The following is a 15,247-nucleotide window of genomic DNA, read 5'->3' as shown; positions in this document are numbered from 1 at the left end:
GAGCGGCTACGACCGGGCCGGAATCGGAAGGGGCTCGACGTCCAGGAGGGACGCCGTCCGTTCGTAGACGGCGCGGGCGAGCTGCGGCGACCGGGCCGGTGCCGAAGGCGTCGACGGTCGGGAGTCGGTGAAGAAGCCGCCGCTGGGCTCCGGGGCCGGGGTGGCGGTGGCGAGCCGGAGGGCGGTTTGCACGCCCTGCTCCGGGGTGGTGGAGAACGGGCGGAACAGCGGGGCGGTGAGTCGCATCAGGCCGCCGGCGTTGGTGTTCATGCCGGTGCCCTTCACCATGCCCGGGTTGGCGTTGTACGCGCGCATGCCGGCGGGCAGCCGACGGGCCAGCTCCGCGGTCGCCAGCAGGGCGAGCAGTTTGCTGGTGCCGTAGACGTGGAGTTGGGAGTAGAAGCGGTCGCGCCATGACGCGCCCAGGACGTCCGGAGCGCTCGCGTCGAGACGACCGCGCTTCTCCACGAACGTGGAGAGGTTGACGACCCGGGCGTCCGCGGCGAAGGCGTCCGCCGCGAGGAGGGCGTGGGTGAGCAGGAACGGCGCGTGGTGGTTGACGGCGTGGGTGCGTTCGGCGCCGTCCGGGGTCTCGCCGTAGCGGGCGAAGGCCGCCCCCGCGTTGTTGACGAGCACGTCGACGCGGGCGGCGTCGGCCGCGAGGTCCGTCGCCAGCGCCGCCGCCAGGTCGCGGACTTCGGAGCGCAGGGAAAGGTCGGCCGCGTACGCCCGGGGCCGGACGGCGTGCGCGCCGAGGTCGCTCAGGGCGCTGAGCTCACTCGGGGCGCCGAGCTCACCTGGGGCGCCGACGTCGCTCAGGGCGTCGGCCGCCGCTGCGGTGCGGGACGCGTCGCGGCCGACGAGTACGACGTCGTAGCCCGCCCGAGCCAGATGACGCGCGGTCACCAGACCGAGGCCGCCCGCGGCTCCGGTGACGACGGCGGTCCTACGGGTCACGACGCACCTCCCGCACCGGGTCGGGCGTCCCCCGCCGCCTGCCGCAGCAGCGCGTGCAGCCGCAGCCGGCCGTCGTCGTCGAGACGGGCGAACGGCGAGCGCTCGACGGCGTGCCGGATGACCCGGTCGCGCAGGGCGCAGCCCTCCGGGGTGAGCTGGAGGAGCTTCGCGCGGCGGTCGGTGGGGTGGGGGATGCGGCGGACCAGGCCGTGCTTCTCCAGGCGGTCGACCATCGACGTCGCGGTGGAGGCGTCGCAGTTCAGCCGGTCGGCGAGCTGCCGCGCGGTCATCTCCCGCTCGCCGTTGAGCCGCCACAGCGCGTCGGCCTGCGCGTCGGTCAGCTCCAGGTCGCGGAGCAGGCGTTTCAGCTCGCCCTGGACCTGGTCGCGCAGGGCGAAGAGGTAGTCGATCAGTTCCCGGTCCACGCGGGTGTCGTCGTCCATGAACAGAATGTACATGGACTTTCCCATCATTGGAACTTCCAAGAATGTGTTTCCGTGCACGTGGCTGAATCCACGGAGCGACGGATCGGGCGACGGATCGGGCGAAGGGGCGCTCTGCCATTGGGGTGTCCGCGGCGGGCGCTGCCGCGCATCCGCCGCCCCCGCCCACCGGATGCGGTAGGACCACGAGCATGGCGACCCGCCCCACCGGCCCGATCCATCGCAGCGCCCCCGCCGTCAAGCCGTCCGACGTGCTCGCCGCCGTCCGGCGCCGGGCCCTCGACCACGCCCGTTGGCTGCTCCTGCTGTCGCTCGCGGCGCACGCGGTCGTGCTGGCCGTCGCCCCGCCCGACCCGTTCGACCTGCGGGTGTACTGGGAGGCGTCGCCGCAGGTCCTCTCCGGCCGGCTGTACGACTTCCGACTGGCGCCGAGCGGGCTGCCGTTCACGTACCCCCCGTTCGCCGCCGTGGTGTTCCTGCCGCTGTCGTACGTGCCGTGGCCGGTCGCCGTCGTCGGCTGGCACCTGCTCTCCCTGGGCGCGCTGACGGTGATCGTCGTCTGCGCCGGCCGGCTGCTGCCCGAAACGGCGGGCATGGGACACCGGGGGCTGGGGCGGGACCGGGTGATGCTGTGGGTCGCCGGCTGCCTGTGGCTGGAACCCGTACGGCACACCCTCGACCTCGGCCAGGTCAACCTCGTCCTGACGGCCCTCGTGCTGTGGGGGCTCGCCGCGGCCAAGGAAGCCGGTGCCGTCGGTGCGGCGGTGGGTGTGGCCGCCGGGGTGAAGCTGACGCCCGCGGTCAGCGGGGTCCATCTGCTGCTGACCCGGCAGTGGAAGGCCGCTGTCGCCGCGTGCGTCGTCTTCGTCGGCACCCTCGCGCTGGGGTGGTCCGTCGCGCCGCGGGAGTCCGTGCGCTACTGGCGTTCGCTGGTCGTCGAGCCGGAGCGGGTCGGCCCGGTCGTCTCCGTGCGCAACCAGTCGCTGCGGGGCGCCGTCGGCCGGGCCCTCGGGCACGACGTCGGCTTCGAAGCGCCGTGGCTGCTCGCCGCACTCGTCGTCGCCGCGCTCGCCGGATATGCCGCCTGGGTCGCCGCCCGCCGCGCCGACCTGCTGGGCGCGCTGGTCGCCGTACAGCTCACGGGGCTGCTGCTGGTCCCCATCTCCTGGAGCCACCACTGGGTGTGGTGCGTACCGGCGATGATCTGGCTGCTGTACGGGCCGGGGCGCGGCCGGACGCAACGGCTGGCCGCCTTCGCGGCCTGGGCGATCGCGACGGCCGGCCGGGTCGTGCCGCAGCTGAACCACGTCGAGGCCGCACTACCGGCCGGCGCCCCGGCCCCGACGCAGCTCGCCGTGGTGGGCTGGGTGTACGCGGTGTGCGCACTGCTGACGTTGGTCGCGATCGCCACGGCGGGTACGGGGACGGGCGGCACCGGGGCGGCAGCGACAGCGGAGGAACGCCGGTCGGGCCCGGTCGACGGGCGCGCGGCCTCCGCTGCGCTCGATACGGAAGGACCGTGACGCGTCAGGGACGGACGCCCCGATGGCCCGCTGCCCCTCGGGCTGCCGCGCGCCACCTCAAGCGCTGCTGAGCGACAGCTTCACCGCGAAGCCGAGGAACAGCGCGCCGGCCGCCGACGTCGCCCCCGCCGACAGCCGCTTGCGGCGGCGGAACGCGGACGCGAGGTGGGTGCCGGTGAATATCAGCAGCGACAGATAGAGCACGCTGGCGAGCTGCGCGAAGGCCCCGAGCACCACGAAGGAGAGCGCCGGGTACGCGTACGCGGGATCGACGAACTGCACGAAGAAGGCGATGAAGAAGAGGATCGCCTTGGGGTTCAACAGGCTGATCACGAAGGCGCGGCGGAACGGCCGCTCCGTCGCCTCCGGCTCCGCGGACGCGGTGGCCTCGGCCAGCACGGTCTCGCGGCGGCTGCGCCACATCCCCCAGGCCGCGCGCAGCATGCCGATCGCCAGCCAGGTCAGATAGCCGGCGCCGGCGAACTTCACGATGCCGAACAGCAGGTCGTTCGTCTTCAACAGGGACGCCACGCCCGCGGCGGAGAGCACCATCAGCACCGTGTCACCGGCCCAGACGCCCGCGGCGGCGCGATAGCCCGTGCGCACGCCCCGTCGCGCGGCGACGGAGAGCACGTACAACGAGTTCGGCCCCGGCAGCAAGATGATCAGGACAAGCCCCGCCAGGTACGTCGGGAGATCGGTGACGCCCATCATGCGTCGGAGTCTCGCACACGGGTCCGACACTCCCGCCGTGGCCGAGAACGCCGTGACCAAGAACACTGCGGCAAGGGCGCCCGGCCATGGCCAGGGGCTGTGACCAGGGGTACTTCACAGCGACGTCGAGGGGACGTACGTGCCCCACACCTCCCGCAGCGCGTCGCACGCCTCGCCCACCGTCGCCCGCGCCCGCAGCGCGTCCTTCATCGGGTACAGCACGTTGTCCTCGCCGCCCGCCGCCGCGCGCAGCGCGTCCAGCGCCGCCGCCACCGCCGCGCCGTCCCGCTCCGCGCGCAGCCGCGCCAGGCGTTCGCCCTGGCGGACCTCGATCGCCGGGTCCACCCGCAGCGGCTCGTACGGCGGCTCCCCGCTCTCGTCCCGTACGAAGCGGTTGACGCCGACCACGACCCGCTCGCCCGCGTCCGTCTCCCGCGCGATGCGGTACGCGTTCTGCTCGATCTCGTACTTCTGGAAGCCCTGCTCGATCGCGCCCACCGCGCCGCCCAGGTCCTCGATCCGGGCCAGCAGCGCCACCACCTCCTCCTCCAGCGCGTCCGTCAGCCGCTCGACCGCGTACGAACCGGCGAAGGGGTCGACCGTGGCGGTCACGTCCGTCTCGTACGCGAGCACCTGCTGGGTCCGCAGCGCCAGCCGCGCCGCCTTGTCCGACGGCAGGGCGATGGCCTCGTCGAAGGAGTTGGTGTGCAGGGACTGGGTGCCGCCGAGCACGGCCGCGAGCCCCTGGACCGCGACCCGTACCAGGTTCACCTCGGGCTGCTGCGCGGTGAGCTGGACGCCCGCGGTCTGGGTGTGGAAGCGCAGCATCTGCGCCTTGGGGTTGCGGGCCCCGAAGTCGTCCCGCATCACCCGCGCCCAGATGCGGCGCGCGGCCCGGAACTTCGCGATCTCCTCCAGGAGCGTGGTGCGGGCGACGAAGAAGAAGGACAGCCGGGGCCCGAAGTCGTCGACGTCCAGGCCGGCCGCAACGGCGGTGCGGACGTACTCCACACCGTTCGCGATCGTGAACGCGACCTCCTGTGCGGGCGACGCCCCGGCCTCCGCCATGTGGTAGCCGGAGATCGAGATGGGGTTCCAGCGCGGCAGTTCGCGCCGGCAGTACGCGAAGGTGTCGGCGACCAGTCGCAGCGAGGGTCCGGGCGGGAAGATGTACGTGCCGCGGGCGACGTACTCCTTCAGCACGTCGTTCTGGACCGTGCCGTTCAGACGGGGTCCGAGCGCCCCTTGCTCCTCGCCGACGAGCTGGTACAGCAGGAGCAGCAGCGCGGCCGGCGCGTTGATCGTCATCGAGGTGGAGACCCGGTCCAGCGGAATCCCGTCGAACAGCACCCGCACGTCGTCGACCGCGTCGATCGCGACGCCGACCCGGCCGACCTCGCCGTGGGCGATCGGGGCGTCCGAGTCGTGGCCCATCTGGGTCGGCAGGTCGAAGGCGACGGACAGGCCGGTGGTGCCGTCCGCGATCAGCTGTCGGTAGCGGGCGTTGGACTCGGCGGCGGTGCCGAAGCCGGCGTACTGCCGCATCGTCCAGGGGCGGCCGGTGTACATGGTCGGGTACACGCCCCGGGTGAAGGGGTACGCGCCGGGGGCGCCCAGCCGCTCCGCCGGGTCCCAGCCCGCCAGCGCCTCGGGTCCGTACACCGGCTCGATGGGCAGCCCCGACTCGGACTCGCGCGCCGCCGCCATGGCCGCCTCCCTCCAGGGGTGCCGGGGGCCGTTGCAGGCGTTGCAGGTGTCGATTTCGCAACGCCTTTCCCATCATGCTCGCGAATGGGCAACCGGGCAGCGCGGGAATGCATCTAACTGTGCATCGCTCGATGCACGGGCAAAGGACGCAAGCCGACACGGGCAGGCACAGGCCCACGCAGGCCCACACAGGACGACAGCGGCTGACAGAGGCCGACAAGGGGGGACGATCATGCCCGGCAAGACGCTCGTACGGAAGCCCTTCATACGGAGGACCCTCGCCGCGGCCGTCGTGGTCGCGGTGACCGCCGGATGTTCCGCGCAGGCCGCGGACCGCGCGTCCGACCCGTCCGACGGCAAACCGGACGGCGGCGCCACGGCGCCGAGCGGAGCCTCGACGCCGTCCGCTGCGCCGACCCCGTCGCCCACGCCCACCCCTTCCCGGACGCCGTCTCCCACGCCGTCCGCGACGGAGTCGGAGCGGCCGGAGGACGCGGAGAGCAGCAGCGCGCCGCCCGCGGAAGTGCTGATGGCACAGGGCGACGGGGGCAATCGGGTGCGCAAGCTCCAGGCGCGGCTGGCCCAGATCGGCTGGTTCGACGACGCCCCGACGGGGACGTACGGCCCCGTCACGGCCACCGCGGTGCGCGGCTTCCAGGGCAAGCGCGGGCTGCCGGTGACGGGGAAGACGGACACGGTCACCTGGCAGCGGCTGCTCGCGATGACGAAGGAGCCGACGCGGGCGGAGCTGGAGGGCAAGGCGGTCAACAAGCCGAAGGTGGAGTTGGACCCGCGCTGTCTGAACGGCCGGGTGATGTGCATCAGCAAGACGTCCCGCACGCTGTCGTGGGTGGTGGACGGCGCGGTGAAGTCGACGATGGACGTCCGCTTCGGCTCGCAGTACACCCCGACGCGCGAGGGCGTCTTCAGCGTGTTCATGAAGTCGCGGGACCACGTCTCGTCCCTGTACGACACCCCGATGCCGTACGCGCTGTTCTTCAGCGGCGGCCAGGCGGTGCACTACTCGGCGGACTTCGCGGCCAACGGCTACAAGGGCGCGTCGCACGGCTGTGTGAACGTCCGGGACAGGAAGGCGGTCGCCGCGCTCTTCGACCAGGTCCGCAACGGGGACAAAGTCGTCGTTCACTGGTGAGGACGGCGCCGGCGGCGGGGTGCGGGGCGACGTGGTGCGGGAAGCGGCAGGGTGAGGGAAGGGGCGCGGACGGGACCGGGGGAACGTGTCCCGCCCGCGCCATGTGCGCCCAGCCGTAGGTACGGGGGGAACCCCGGCTTTACTGGCGCGCGCCGATGACCAGTCGGCTCACTCTCTACTGCGCCGTAGCCTCCAGAAACGTCACACCAGGTCGCAGGATTGGGAAAAGCGCAGGTCAGCGCGGTGGTGCGAGGCGGTGATCGGAGCCCCGGCCCTGATCGCGATCACGGCCGCGGTCTCCGTCCCGGTCCCGATCACGCTCGTGATCACGGCCGTGATCGTGGTGGTGTCCCCTGGGGCGGTCGTCCCGGCCGCGGGAGCCGTGACCCGCTCGTTCGCCCCCGTCGCCCTTGCCGCCCCGGTCCGGCTTCCCCTTCTCGCCCTTCTTCTTGTCCTTCTTCTTGTTGCCGTTGCCCTTGCCGTTGCCCTTGCCGCGGTCGCTCTGCTCGCCCGTGCCTCGGTTGGGCTTGCCGCTCGCGGTGCCGGCGCCCGGTCCGCCGGGGGTGGTGGGAGCGGTGGCGCCGGGCCGGCCCCGGCCGTTGCCGTTGCCGACGCCGGGGTGGGCCCCGGGCGCCTCGGCGAGCCGCGCCGCGCAGTACGCGTCGACCCGGTCCCGCCCCTTGGCGGTGGCGGCCAGCAGCTTCCGGCCCTTCGCGTCGATGGTGCCGGCCCGGTGGCGGCTACACGCGTTCAGCACCTTGAGGTGGAGTTCCGCGGCGCGATCCGTCCGCTTGCCGTCGGCGCTCAGCCCGTCGCCCGGGCTCGTGGGGGCGCCGCTCTGCGCCCCCGTCGTGCCCGGCGGCCGGTGCGGCGCCCCGGACGGCGACCCGGAGTGCTTGTCGGACGACCGGTCGACCAGCGAATCGGAGGTGGCACCGGCGGTGACGTTGCCGCCGGAGGAGGACGCATTGCCGAAAGGGGACGGCAGGAGGTCACCCCCGGACGCCACGGCGACCCCACCGAAGGCGAACCCGGCGACGGCCGCGACCACCCCGAAGCGGAACGGCGACGACAGACGCGTACGACGGCGTCGGGACCGCGGTGCGGTGCCGATGTGGACGACGCCGAGCCCGCCGTCCTCCTTCGCCCCGGGCGGCGTCCTCGCCGCGCGGAAGGCAGCGAGCGCGGCGGCCTCGCCGGGCAGCTCGCCGGACGGTTCGGCGGGCTGTCCGCTCGACGGGGCGACGGGGACGGCGGCGCGCAGCGCTCGGTCCAGACGTACGGCTTCGGTACGCGCGGGTTCGTCGAGTGCCTCGACCGGCTCCCCGCGCAAGAGGCGCTCCGCCGTGTCCTGGTCGAGCCACTCGTACCGCTCGTCGGCCATCACATGTCCTTCTGCGTCCGCAGCCGTGAATGCGTCACACCGGCGGATGCCGTCGCACCCGTGCCGGGCCCGCGCTGCGGTGGCACCCCGTCCAACTCCGGCCCCGCCTGCTGCGGGACGGGCTCGGGGGCGGTGCCCGGGTCGTCCACGGCGGCCACGCCGTCCGCGTCGGCGCCCAGGAGTTCGGCGAGCTTCTTCAGCCCGCGGTGGGCGGCGGTGCGCACGGCGCCCGGCCGTTTGCCGAGCGTCTTGGCCGCGCTCTTGGCGTCGAGGCCGACGACCACCCTGAGCACGACCGCCTCCGCCTGGTCCTGCGGCAGTTGCGCGATGAGCGCCATCGTATCGCCGGTGGACAGGGCCTCCATCGCCTCGTCCGCGGTGTCGGACGGGGCGGCCCTGCCGGTCAGCTCCGACTCGTCGCCGCCGACGGCGGGCCGACGGCCCCGCATCCTCAGGTGGTCCAGCGCGCGGTTGCGGGCGATCCGGGCGGCCCAGCCGCGGAACCGGTCGGCGTCACCGCTGAAGCGGTCCAGGTCGCGGGCGATCTGGAGCCACGCCTCGGACGTCACGTCCTCGGCGTCGGGCTCGCCGACAAGCGTCCGCACATAGCCGAGCAACCGCGGGTGCACCGCGCGGTACACAGAACGGAACGCGCACTCGTCCCCGTCCTGCGCCGCGAGCACGGCGGCGGTCAGCTCCGCGTCGTCCCCCAGCACAACCTCTACCTGTACCTGTTGTCTGCACTTGTAACTGTCCGGTTCGCAGCTGGTCAGCACTGCGCAGCTCTGCCCTTGGCCCCGTACGAGACCAGAACGCTACGTCGTCCCGGGGGGCCGCGTCCATGGTTTGTACAACTTGCAACCAAGTGGGAGGGAGGGGATTCGGCCTGCCTGTGACACAAATCGCGCCCGCGGCGCAGAGTGGAGTACGGGGCCGCGCACCGGCCCCGCGCAGACGACGACCGGGGTCTCTCCTGTGGGGGGTGGCGACCCCGGTCGTCCCGCGCTCGCGCTCCGGAGGGGACTGCCCCCGCAGTACGGGTCAGCTCGCGCCGCCCTGGCCCGCGCTGCCCATCGGGCCGACCTTGACGGGGGTGCCGCCGCCTTCGGTGACCGGGAGGGTCGCGGCGCCCGGCCACTCCAGGGAGAAGGACTTCGTCTCGCCGGGCGGGGTCACCACGATCGCGGAGACCTTCACGCCCGAGCCGCCCGACTCGTTCAGCGGGTACGTGACGCCGAAGGTCACCGACTCGCCGTCCTTGAGCGTCATCGGCGTGGACTTCTGGCCGCTGCGCTCGGCGGACAGCGCGCCCGCGCTGGTCTTCAGGTCGACGCCCGCGTACCCGTTCAGGGCGCAGTCCTTGCCGCCGGCGTTCCTGAACGTGACCGCGACCGTGCCTTCGTCGTCGCCGCCGACGGTGCCGTCCACCGCGCTGATGTCCAGGGCGTCGGTCCGGCACTTGCCGATCCCGGCGGGCGCGTCCTTCCCGCCCTCCGATCCGCTCGCCGCGGACGTGTCCTTCCCGCCGCCCTGCTCCGTGCCGCCGGAGCCCGAGCCGCCGCCCGAAGCGGACCCTCCGGACGCGGCGGGCGCCTCGCTCTTCACCGAGGTGTCCTTGCCCGCGACGTCCTCGTCGTTGCAGGCGGTGAGCGAGAGACCGGCGGCGACGGCGAGGGCGGCGAAGGTGAGCTTGCGAGCGCGCATCGTTTGTTCCTCAAGGTAGGAGCGGGCGTTTCTGCCCACCACGACCACCGCGGGCCGACCAACCGTTCCGCCGGGCCGCCGCCTAAGACACGCCTGTGACAGCCCGTACCGCCCCGTCATCCACCGGGACGGACCCGTGACGCGGCAGATCTTGACCGCCGGAACGGCCGCCGCCACCCTCCGCGCACGCGTCAGGGGCCGCACCCGACGGGTGCGGCCCCTGACTCTCACTGACTACCGGTTCAGCGACCGGGGATGTGGCCCGGCGGGTTCATCGGCCAGCCGATGACGTCCCAGCTGATCCAGCCCTTCTTGCCCTTGTGGGGGCCCTTGAGGACCTTCCCGTAGACCCAGTTGCCGCGCTCGCAGTACGCGTAGAACTTGTTGTCGCCCTTGTGCACCAGGCCCTTGGACGTGTAGCTCTTGCCCGGGCCGGTGCGGAAGTTCGCCGAGTCGCTGATCGCGACCTTGGTGTTCTTGAAGTTCTCGGTGCAGGCCGAGGAGCCCACGGCGGAAGCGCTCGACGCGCTCGCCACGATCCCCGTCAGCACCATGGCACCGACAGCTGCCGCGCTGCCTGCCCTGCGGACAAACCTGGACTTCTTCATGCGTCCCCGTTTCGGTTGAACACGTGCGTTGTTTCTCATGTGGTGCTTCTCAAGCGGTACTTCTCTTGCGATGCTTTCATCAGTCTCGAATGCGGGTCCAGTTGGTCCATGCATTCTCCACCGAACCCCCCACCGACCCCCTCCCCCGGCCCCCTCCCCAGGGGCTCCGCCTACCGTGAGCTGCGCATCTCCCCCGATCGATGCGCAGCTTCGGTAATGCAGCCGAGCGACATTCGCCCCATCCACGGCATCCATCTCTCACTCGTGGAATTCCCCCGGAGACCGAATGCGCAATCAGCTTGCTTGCAGGCCGGCCACTTGATCAAGGGCGTTCTTCCTATGATTGCGATCGCTGTGAGCTATCGATGGAGAGACCCGTACCATGCAGTTGCGCGATATCGAGATTTTCCTGACTTTGGCCGACGAACTGCACTTCGGGCGCACCGCCGAACGGCTGCGCATCGCCCAGGCGTCGGTCAGTCAGTCGATCGCCAAACACGAGCGCAGCATCGGCGGGAAGCTCTTCGAACGCAGCAGCCGCACGGTGCGGCTCACCGCCCTCGGTCAGCAGCTCCGGGAGGACCTGCTGCCGATCCCGGACGCGCTGCGGCGCAGCCTGGACCGGGCCTCGCTCGCCGCGCGCGGCGGCACCGACGTGCTCAGGGTCGGGATGATCGGCGAGAACGCGTACGACCTCACGCCGTTCTGGGAGTCGTTCCGCTCCCGGCACCCCCAGTGGCAACTGAAGGTGCGGCACAGCCCGTTCGTCCACCCCTTCGACTCGCTGCGTCGGGGCGACATCGACGTGCTCGTCGCCTGGCTGCCGATCGAGGAGCCGGACCTCAGCGTCGGTCCGGTCATCTGCACCGAACCCATGGTCGCGATGGTGCGCGCGGCGCACCCCCTCGTCGACGACGAGACGGTGTCCATGGAAGCCTTCGGCGACCGCGGGCTGTTCGGACCCAGCGATCCCCAACCCTCCTACTGGGAGGCGGCGTACAGCCCCTTCACGACCCCTTCGGGTCGCACCATCGAACGCGCCCACTCCGTCGCCAGTTGCGAGGAGGTGCCCACGATCGTGGCCACGTCCGACGCCATCGACATCACCAGCGCCCACGCGGCGCGCTACGCCGCCCGCCCCGACATCGCGTACCTCCCGATCACCGACTCCCACCTGCTCAGGTGGGGCCTGGTGTGGAAGTCCGACGCCGAGACGGCGCCGGTCCGGGCGCTCGCCCGGGTGGTACGGGACCTGGGCACGCTCGTCCAGTGACGGTGCCGGTGACGTCAGGCGCTCGCGGCGCCGCGCGCCCGGCGCGAGATCGCCGCGGCCAGGACCCGGCGTCCTTCCGTCGACACGTGCAGCACCTGCCGCAGCCCCGGCCCGTCCGCCTCCCCCACCAGGATCTCCAGCACCCGCACCTGCCGCCGCAGCTCCCCCGCCACCAGCGGGCCCGCCGCGCCCGAGCCGGGCGGTTCGTGGTCGCCGTGGGCGGCGAGCGCGGCCCGCGCGCTCTGCTCGGCCCAGGTGCGCAAGGGGTCCACCGCCCACTGCGCGGGGGCGGTGTCGAGCATGTGCCGTACGGCTCCGGCGGGCCGCGGCCCGTCGTCAGACGCGGCCTTGAGCGCGTCCCGGGTCTCCGCGAGCCGTTCGGCCCAGTGCGCGGCCCCGTCCGCGAGGCCCGTCCACAGCGGGCGCAGCACGGCCGCGTCCGCACCGCCGTCGCCGTCGCCGAGCAGCGGCAGGCAGCGTTCCAGACAGCCCACCCCGCTCCCGGCGAGCGCTCGCTCGTCCGCCCGTGCGAACAGGGCAAGCAGCTCTGCCAGTTCCAGCTGGGGTTCTAGCTGGGGTTCTTCCTTGGGGTCCGCGGGCTCCGACGCCATCGGACGCCTCCCATCGCCGACGTCACGTTCGGCGCAAAGTACCCCGTCCCGCACACGGTCCGCCATGGTTCTACGGGAACGATCCCCTTACCGTTTCCCCGCGGATCGCACACACGTGCCCCATCGCTCTGTTACATTCGGGCCACCCGGAACATGGCTCGCAAGCGGCTTGCGCCGTTCGCTGGTAGCCCCCGGGTGCCGGTGTGGGCCCGCACACCCCCGGGCGGGCCCACGCCCGGCCCCGGCGCGCGCCTCAGTGGAAGGCGGGTGCCGGCGGTGCGGGCGGCTGGTACGGCAGCGACACCTTCTCCGACTGCATCCGGGTGATCGCCCGGACGACCAGGATCGCCAGCACCGCCGCGACGATGTCGACGAGGTCGGAGAAGACCAGACCGAACGCCGCCGAGCCGACCTCCTCCGGCGACTCGGCCTTGTCGTAGCGCATGACCGACAGCCGGGCGAAGACCAGGGAGACGACCCAGAACGCCCACCAGAAGTTCAGCAGCCGCTCGGGCTGTTCCTTGTGGCCGTTGTACGGGTTGCGGCGGCTCGCCGCCCAGATGTCGCCCGCGACCTTGCGCGGGATCACCAAGTTGGCGAACGGGATGAACCAGCCGCCGATCGCCCAGCCCCGCTGCATGCGCGGCAGGTCGGGCGCGAAGGCGTCCGCGTTGGTGCGGGCCTTGAAGAACCAGATGATGAACACGACCGCGGTGGCGAGGTAGGCGACGACCTGGAGCACGCCGGCCAGCGCCATGAACCCGTCGGCCCGGTCCAACTCGTCCGCGCCGACCGAGAAGGGCGACTGCTCGACGTCGGACATCAGGGTGCTGACGTTCACGGCGGCGCCGATGGAGAAGAGGTCCGCCGCTATCACGCCGCCGAGCAGGGCCATCACGGCGTACGACAGGCCCACGGGCACCTTGACGGCCTGCGGCACGGGTGCGTACGGCATGCCGACGGGCGGCGCGGCGGGGTAAGGCGTCGGACCCGCGGTGTAGGGCGTCGGACCTGCCGGGTACGGATTCGGGTTCGGGTTCGGGCCCGCGGCGTACGGCCCGGGTCCACCCGGGTACGGGCCCGGGGCCGCGGGGTACGGCGGCGGCGCGCCGAAGCCGGCGGGCGCGGGCTGGCCCGGCGCCATCGGAGGCGGCGGTACCGCCCCCTGCGCCGCGGCGCAGCCCGCGCACAGCCCGTTCGGAGTGACCGCGGGCGTGGCGCGGCAGACGGAACACACGTTCATCGAGAAGGAACCCCCCAGGGAAGACCACGACAGAGCACGCCCCCGGCGCGGCCGGCGCAGGGGAGCGTGCGGAGACCGGCCGCACACCGTGCGCGACCGCCTGCGGAACATACGTGGCGCGGGACCCGGAGTCCAGACGAATACGGACAGGGCGCGGGCCGCCCCGCCCCCCGTCCCCGTCCGCCGCACCGCCGCGCCCGCCGCGCCCGTCGCGCCCGCCGCGCCCGTCGCGCCCGTCGCGCCCGTCGCGTCCGCGGCCGTTCAGCGCACCCGCTGCGCCAGCGCCGCGAAGTCGACCCAGCTGCGCTCGGGTTGTCGCGGGTCCCACACCTTCTGCGCCGTCGCCGCCAGCGGCAGCGCGATCCCCCGGGCGATCTGGTCCGGCGTCTGCGCCCCGGCCACGTCGCCCCAGACCGCGAACCGCCCGCCCAGGATCTGGCCCGAGTACTTCTGCGGCACCGGCTTGGTGCCGCGCACCACCAGCGGGGTCCACTGCTCGTAGATCCGCTGCCCGGTCGGGTACACGAACTCGTTGGGCTCGCCGAGCACGTAATAGAGGTACTCGTCGTTGAGGTTCACCAGCTTGCGGCCCTCGGCGAGGTACTCCTCAGGTGCGCGGGCGCCGATCTCCTTGCCCGTCCAGTACTCGACCTCGACGTCCTTGTCGACGCTGACCTGACCGCCGGCGAAGAAGCCGTCGTTCCACGCCTTGGGGACGCGGCCGAGCCCGCGGACGAGTTCGGCGCGGTCGTTGACCCACGTCGTCGCGAGGTCCTGCACGCGCCCCTTCGGGCCGTACTCCTCACGGGCCAACTCCGCCAGGGCCGGGAAGGACGCCTGAGGGTCCTTCCAGGTCAGGGCCGTGTACTCGTCACCGCCGACGTTCCAGTACCGCCCGTCGAACAGATCCGCGTACTCCCGCAGGAGTTCGTCGACGAGTTGCGCGGAGGCGGGGTTGCCGATGTCGATCGCGCCCTGCACCACCCGCCCCGACGCGTCCTTCAGCTTGAGGTCGGGGTGGTGCGCGAGGACCGCGCCGAGGTGGCCGGGCGAGTCGATCTCGGGGATGACGGTGATGTGCAGCGACTTCGCCAGCGCCAGGACGCGGCGCACCTCGTCCTTCGTCAGGTGTTGGGCCGAGACCACCTCGGGGTGGGTCGTGGACTCGATGCGGAACGCCTGGTCGTCGGAGAAGTGCAGACCGAACTGGTTGAGCTTGAGGTCGGCCATCTCCCGCAGCCGGTCCTCCATCCACGCCACGCTGAACTCCTTGCGGGCGATGTCCAGCATGAACCCGCGCTGCGGGCGGTCCGGCGCGTCCTGCACCGTGCCCTCCGGCATCGCGCCGCCCGAGCGCACGGCCTGCTTGAGGGTGCGGGTGCCGTAGAAGACACCGGCCTCGTCGGGGCCCGATATCCGCACCCGACCGCCCTCCGTGCGCACGGCGTACGACTCGGGTCCGCCCTCCTGGTCGGCTTCGAGGACCAGTTCCACATCGCCCGTGCGGGCCGCGGTCACCCCGCGGTACGGGACCTTGAGCTCCCCCGCGACGAGCTTGCCCTCGTCCGCCAGGGCCTCGCTGCCGCGGGCGACGACCACCCCGGCGTCCGGGCCGGGGCGCCAGCCGGGGCCGCGGGCGGCCCGGTGCTCGCGCACGGCGGGGACCGTCGCGGGCGCCGTCGACAGCGGGTACGTCGCGGTCGGCGAGGGGGTGCCCGTGCTCGACGCGGGGGCGTCGGCGGAGGCGTCGGAGCCGGATCCGTTCGAACACCCCGTCAAGGCCAGCGCCAGTGCGAGGCCGACGAGCCCACCGCGACTGACGCCGCGACGGCCCCGCCCGGGGGCGCGCCGGGCGGTGCGCCGTACGACCGGCGCCCGCGCACCCGCGCGTGCGGCGGTCCGCGCGCCTGCGCCGTCACCCGTACGG

The 15,247-nt window shown here is 72.8% G+C and carries 14 protein-coding genes; 3 read left to right on the top strand and 11 right to left on the bottom strand.

Features of this window, described 5'->3' with window-relative positions; translation table 11 throughout:
• Positions 1–6: 6 nt before the first annotated feature.
• On the bottom strand, positions 7–957 hold the full coding sequence (locus ABZ842_RS20650) for an SDR family NAD(P)-dependent oxidoreductase (protein ID WP_361538423.1): 951 nt from the start codon (positions 955–957) through the stop codon (positions 7–9).
• The gene (locus ABZ842_RS20645; RefSeq protein WP_361538421.1) at positions 954–1,400 is read right to left on the bottom strand and encodes a MarR family transcriptional regulator; all 447 of its coding nucleotides are present in this window, start codon (positions 1,398–1,400) and stop codon (positions 954–956) included. Before ABZ842_RS20645 ends, ABZ842_RS20650 begins: the two co-directional genes overlap by 4 nt.
• Positions 1,401–1,591: 191 nt before the next feature.
• Here ABZ842_RS20645 and ABZ842_RS20640 point away from each other — a divergent pair, with 191 nt between their 5' ends.
• Positions 1,592–2,923 (top strand): glycosyltransferase 87 family protein, encoded by a 1,332-nt coding sequence (locus ABZ842_RS20640; RefSeq protein WP_361538419.1) that lies wholly within the window; start codon positions 1,592–1,594, stop codon positions 2,921–2,923.
• Between the two features lie 57 nt (positions 2,924–2,980).
• On the opposite strand, the gene leuE is transcribed toward ABZ842_RS20640, so the two are convergent.
• Positions 2,981–3,637: a leucine efflux protein LeuE gene (gene leuE / locus ABZ842_RS20635; protein WP_361538417.1), complete on the bottom strand. Its 657-nt coding sequence runs from the start codon at positions 3,635–3,637 to the stop codon at positions 2,981–2,983.
• A 114-nt stretch (positions 3,638–3,751) separates the two neighbouring features.
• Positions 3,752–5,344 carry a methylmalonyl-CoA mutase family protein gene (locus ABZ842_RS20630; protein WP_361538415.1) on the bottom strand — a complete coding sequence of 531 codons (1,593 nt, stop codon included), beginning with the start codon at positions 5,342–5,344 and terminating at the stop codon, positions 3,752–3,754.
• 232 nt (positions 5,345–5,576) lie between these two features.
• Here ABZ842_RS20630 and ABZ842_RS20625 point away from each other — a divergent pair, with 232 nt between their 5' ends.
• Entirely contained in the window at positions 5,577–6,497 is a 921-nt protein-coding gene (locus ABZ842_RS20625) for a L,D-transpeptidase family protein (RefSeq protein WP_361538413.1), read from the top strand.
• A 235-nt stretch (positions 6,498–6,732) separates the two neighbouring features.
• On the opposite strand, the gene ABZ842_RS20620 is transcribed toward ABZ842_RS20625, so the two are convergent.
• From ABZ842_RS20620 to ABZ842_RS20605, 4 genes are all read right to left on the bottom strand, one after another.
• Positions 6,733–7,881: a hypothetical protein gene (locus ABZ842_RS20620; RefSeq protein ID WP_361538411.1), complete on the bottom strand. Its 1,149-nt coding sequence runs from the start codon at positions 7,879–7,881 to the stop codon at positions 6,733–6,735.
• On the bottom strand, positions 7,881–8,597 hold the full coding sequence (locus tag ABZ842_RS20615) for an RNA polymerase sigma factor (protein ID WP_361538409.1): 717 nt from the start codon (positions 8,595–8,597) through the stop codon (positions 7,881–7,883). The genes ABZ842_RS20620 and ABZ842_RS20615 overlap by 1 nt, the downstream gene beginning before the upstream one ends.
• Before the next feature lie 325 nt (positions 8,598–8,922).
• Complete coding sequence (locus tag ABZ842_RS20610; protein ID WP_361538407.1) at positions 8,923–9,585, bottom strand: DUF4232 domain-containing protein; 663 nt, start codon at positions 9,583–9,585, stop codon at positions 8,923–8,925.
• Between the two features lie 242 nt (positions 9,586–9,827).
• Positions 9,828–10,193, bottom strand: a complete 366-nt coding sequence (locus tag ABZ842_RS20605) for an SH3 domain-containing protein (RefSeq protein WP_361538405.1) — start codon at positions 10,191–10,193, stop codon at positions 9,828–9,830.
• A 382-nt stretch (positions 10,194–10,575) separates the two neighbouring features.
• Between ABZ842_RS20605 and ABZ842_RS20600 the strand changes: the two genes are divergently transcribed.
• Entirely contained in the window at positions 10,576–11,466 is an 891-nt protein-coding gene (locus tag ABZ842_RS20600) for a LysR family transcriptional regulator (protein WP_361538403.1), read from the top strand.
• A gap of 14 nt (positions 11,467–11,480) precedes the next feature.
• On the opposite strand, the gene ABZ842_RS20595 is transcribed toward ABZ842_RS20600, so the two are convergent.
• The 3 genes from ABZ842_RS20595 to ABZ842_RS20585 all read right to left on the bottom strand — a co-directional run bounded on the left by ABZ842_RS20595 (position 11,481) and on the right by ABZ842_RS20585 (position 15,099).
• The gene (locus tag ABZ842_RS20595) at positions 11,481–12,077 is read right to left on the bottom strand and encodes a hypothetical protein (RefSeq protein ID WP_361538401.1); all 597 of its coding nucleotides are present in this window, start codon (positions 12,075–12,077) and stop codon (positions 11,481–11,483) included.
• Between the two features lie 253 nt (positions 12,078–12,330).
• The gene (locus tag ABZ842_RS20590; protein ID WP_361538399.1) at positions 12,331–13,320 is read right to left on the bottom strand and encodes a DUF4328 domain-containing protein; all 990 of its coding nucleotides are present in this window, start codon (positions 13,318–13,320) and stop codon (positions 12,331–12,333) included.
• 261 nt (positions 13,321–13,581) lie between these two features.
• Positions 13,582–15,099 (bottom strand): glycoside hydrolase family 20 protein, encoded by a 1,518-nt coding sequence (locus ABZ842_RS20585; RefSeq protein WP_361538610.1) that lies wholly within the window; start codon positions 15,097–15,099, stop codon positions 13,582–13,584.
• Positions 15,100–15,247: the final 148 nt, after the last annotated feature.

The organism is Streptomyces sp. NPDC047315, from assembly GCF_040643215.1.
GTDB lineage: Bacteria > Actinomycetota > Actinomycetes > Streptomycetales > Streptomycetaceae > Streptomyces.
This window is presented reverse-complemented; position numbering and strand designations above follow the sequence as displayed.

Bases quoted from the DNA above. Each gene is read 5' to 3' on its own strand.
- ABZ842_RS20645 (WP_361538421.1), bottom strand. From the start codon at position 1,400: ATGGACGACGACACCCGCGTGGACCGGGAACTGATCGACTACCTCTTC.
- ABZ842_RS20640 (WP_361538419.1), top strand. From the start codon at position 1,592: ATGGCGACCCGCCCCACCGGCCCGATCCATCGCAGCGCCCCCGCCGTC.
- leuE (WP_361538417.1), bottom strand. From the start codon at position 3,637: ATGATGGGCGTCACCGATCTCCCGACGTACCTGGCGGGGCTTGTCCTG.
- ABZ842_RS20630 (WP_361538415.1), bottom strand. From the start codon at position 5,344: ATGGCGGCGGCGCGCGAGTCCGAGTCGGGGCTGCCCATCGAGCCGGTG.
- ABZ842_RS20625 (WP_361538413.1), top strand. From the start codon at position 5,577: ATGCCCGGCAAGACGCTCGTACGGAAGCCCTTCATACGGAGGACCCTC.
- ABZ842_RS20620 (WP_361538411.1), bottom strand. From the start codon at position 7,881: ATGGCCGACGAGCGGTACGAGTGGCTCGACCAGGACACGGCGGAGCGC.
- ABZ842_RS20610 (WP_361538407.1), bottom strand. From the start codon at position 9,585: ATGCGCGCTCGCAAGCTCACCTTCGCCGCCCTCGCCGTCGCCGCCGGT.
- ABZ842_RS20605 (WP_361538405.1), bottom strand. From the start codon at position 10,193: ATGAAGAAGTCCAGGTTTGTCCGCAGGGCAGGCAGCGCGGCAGCTGTC.
- ABZ842_RS20600 (WP_361538403.1), top strand. From the start codon at position 10,576: ATGCAGTTGCGCGATATCGAGATTTTCCTGACTTTGGCCGACGAACTG.
- ABZ842_RS20595 (WP_361538401.1), bottom strand. From the start codon at position 12,077: ATGGCGTCGGAGCCCGCGGACCCCAAGGAAGAACCCCAGCTAGAACCC.
- ABZ842_RS20590 (WP_361538399.1), bottom strand. From the start codon at position 13,320: ATGAACGTGTGTTCCGTCTGCCGCGCCACGCCCGCGGTCACTCCGAAC.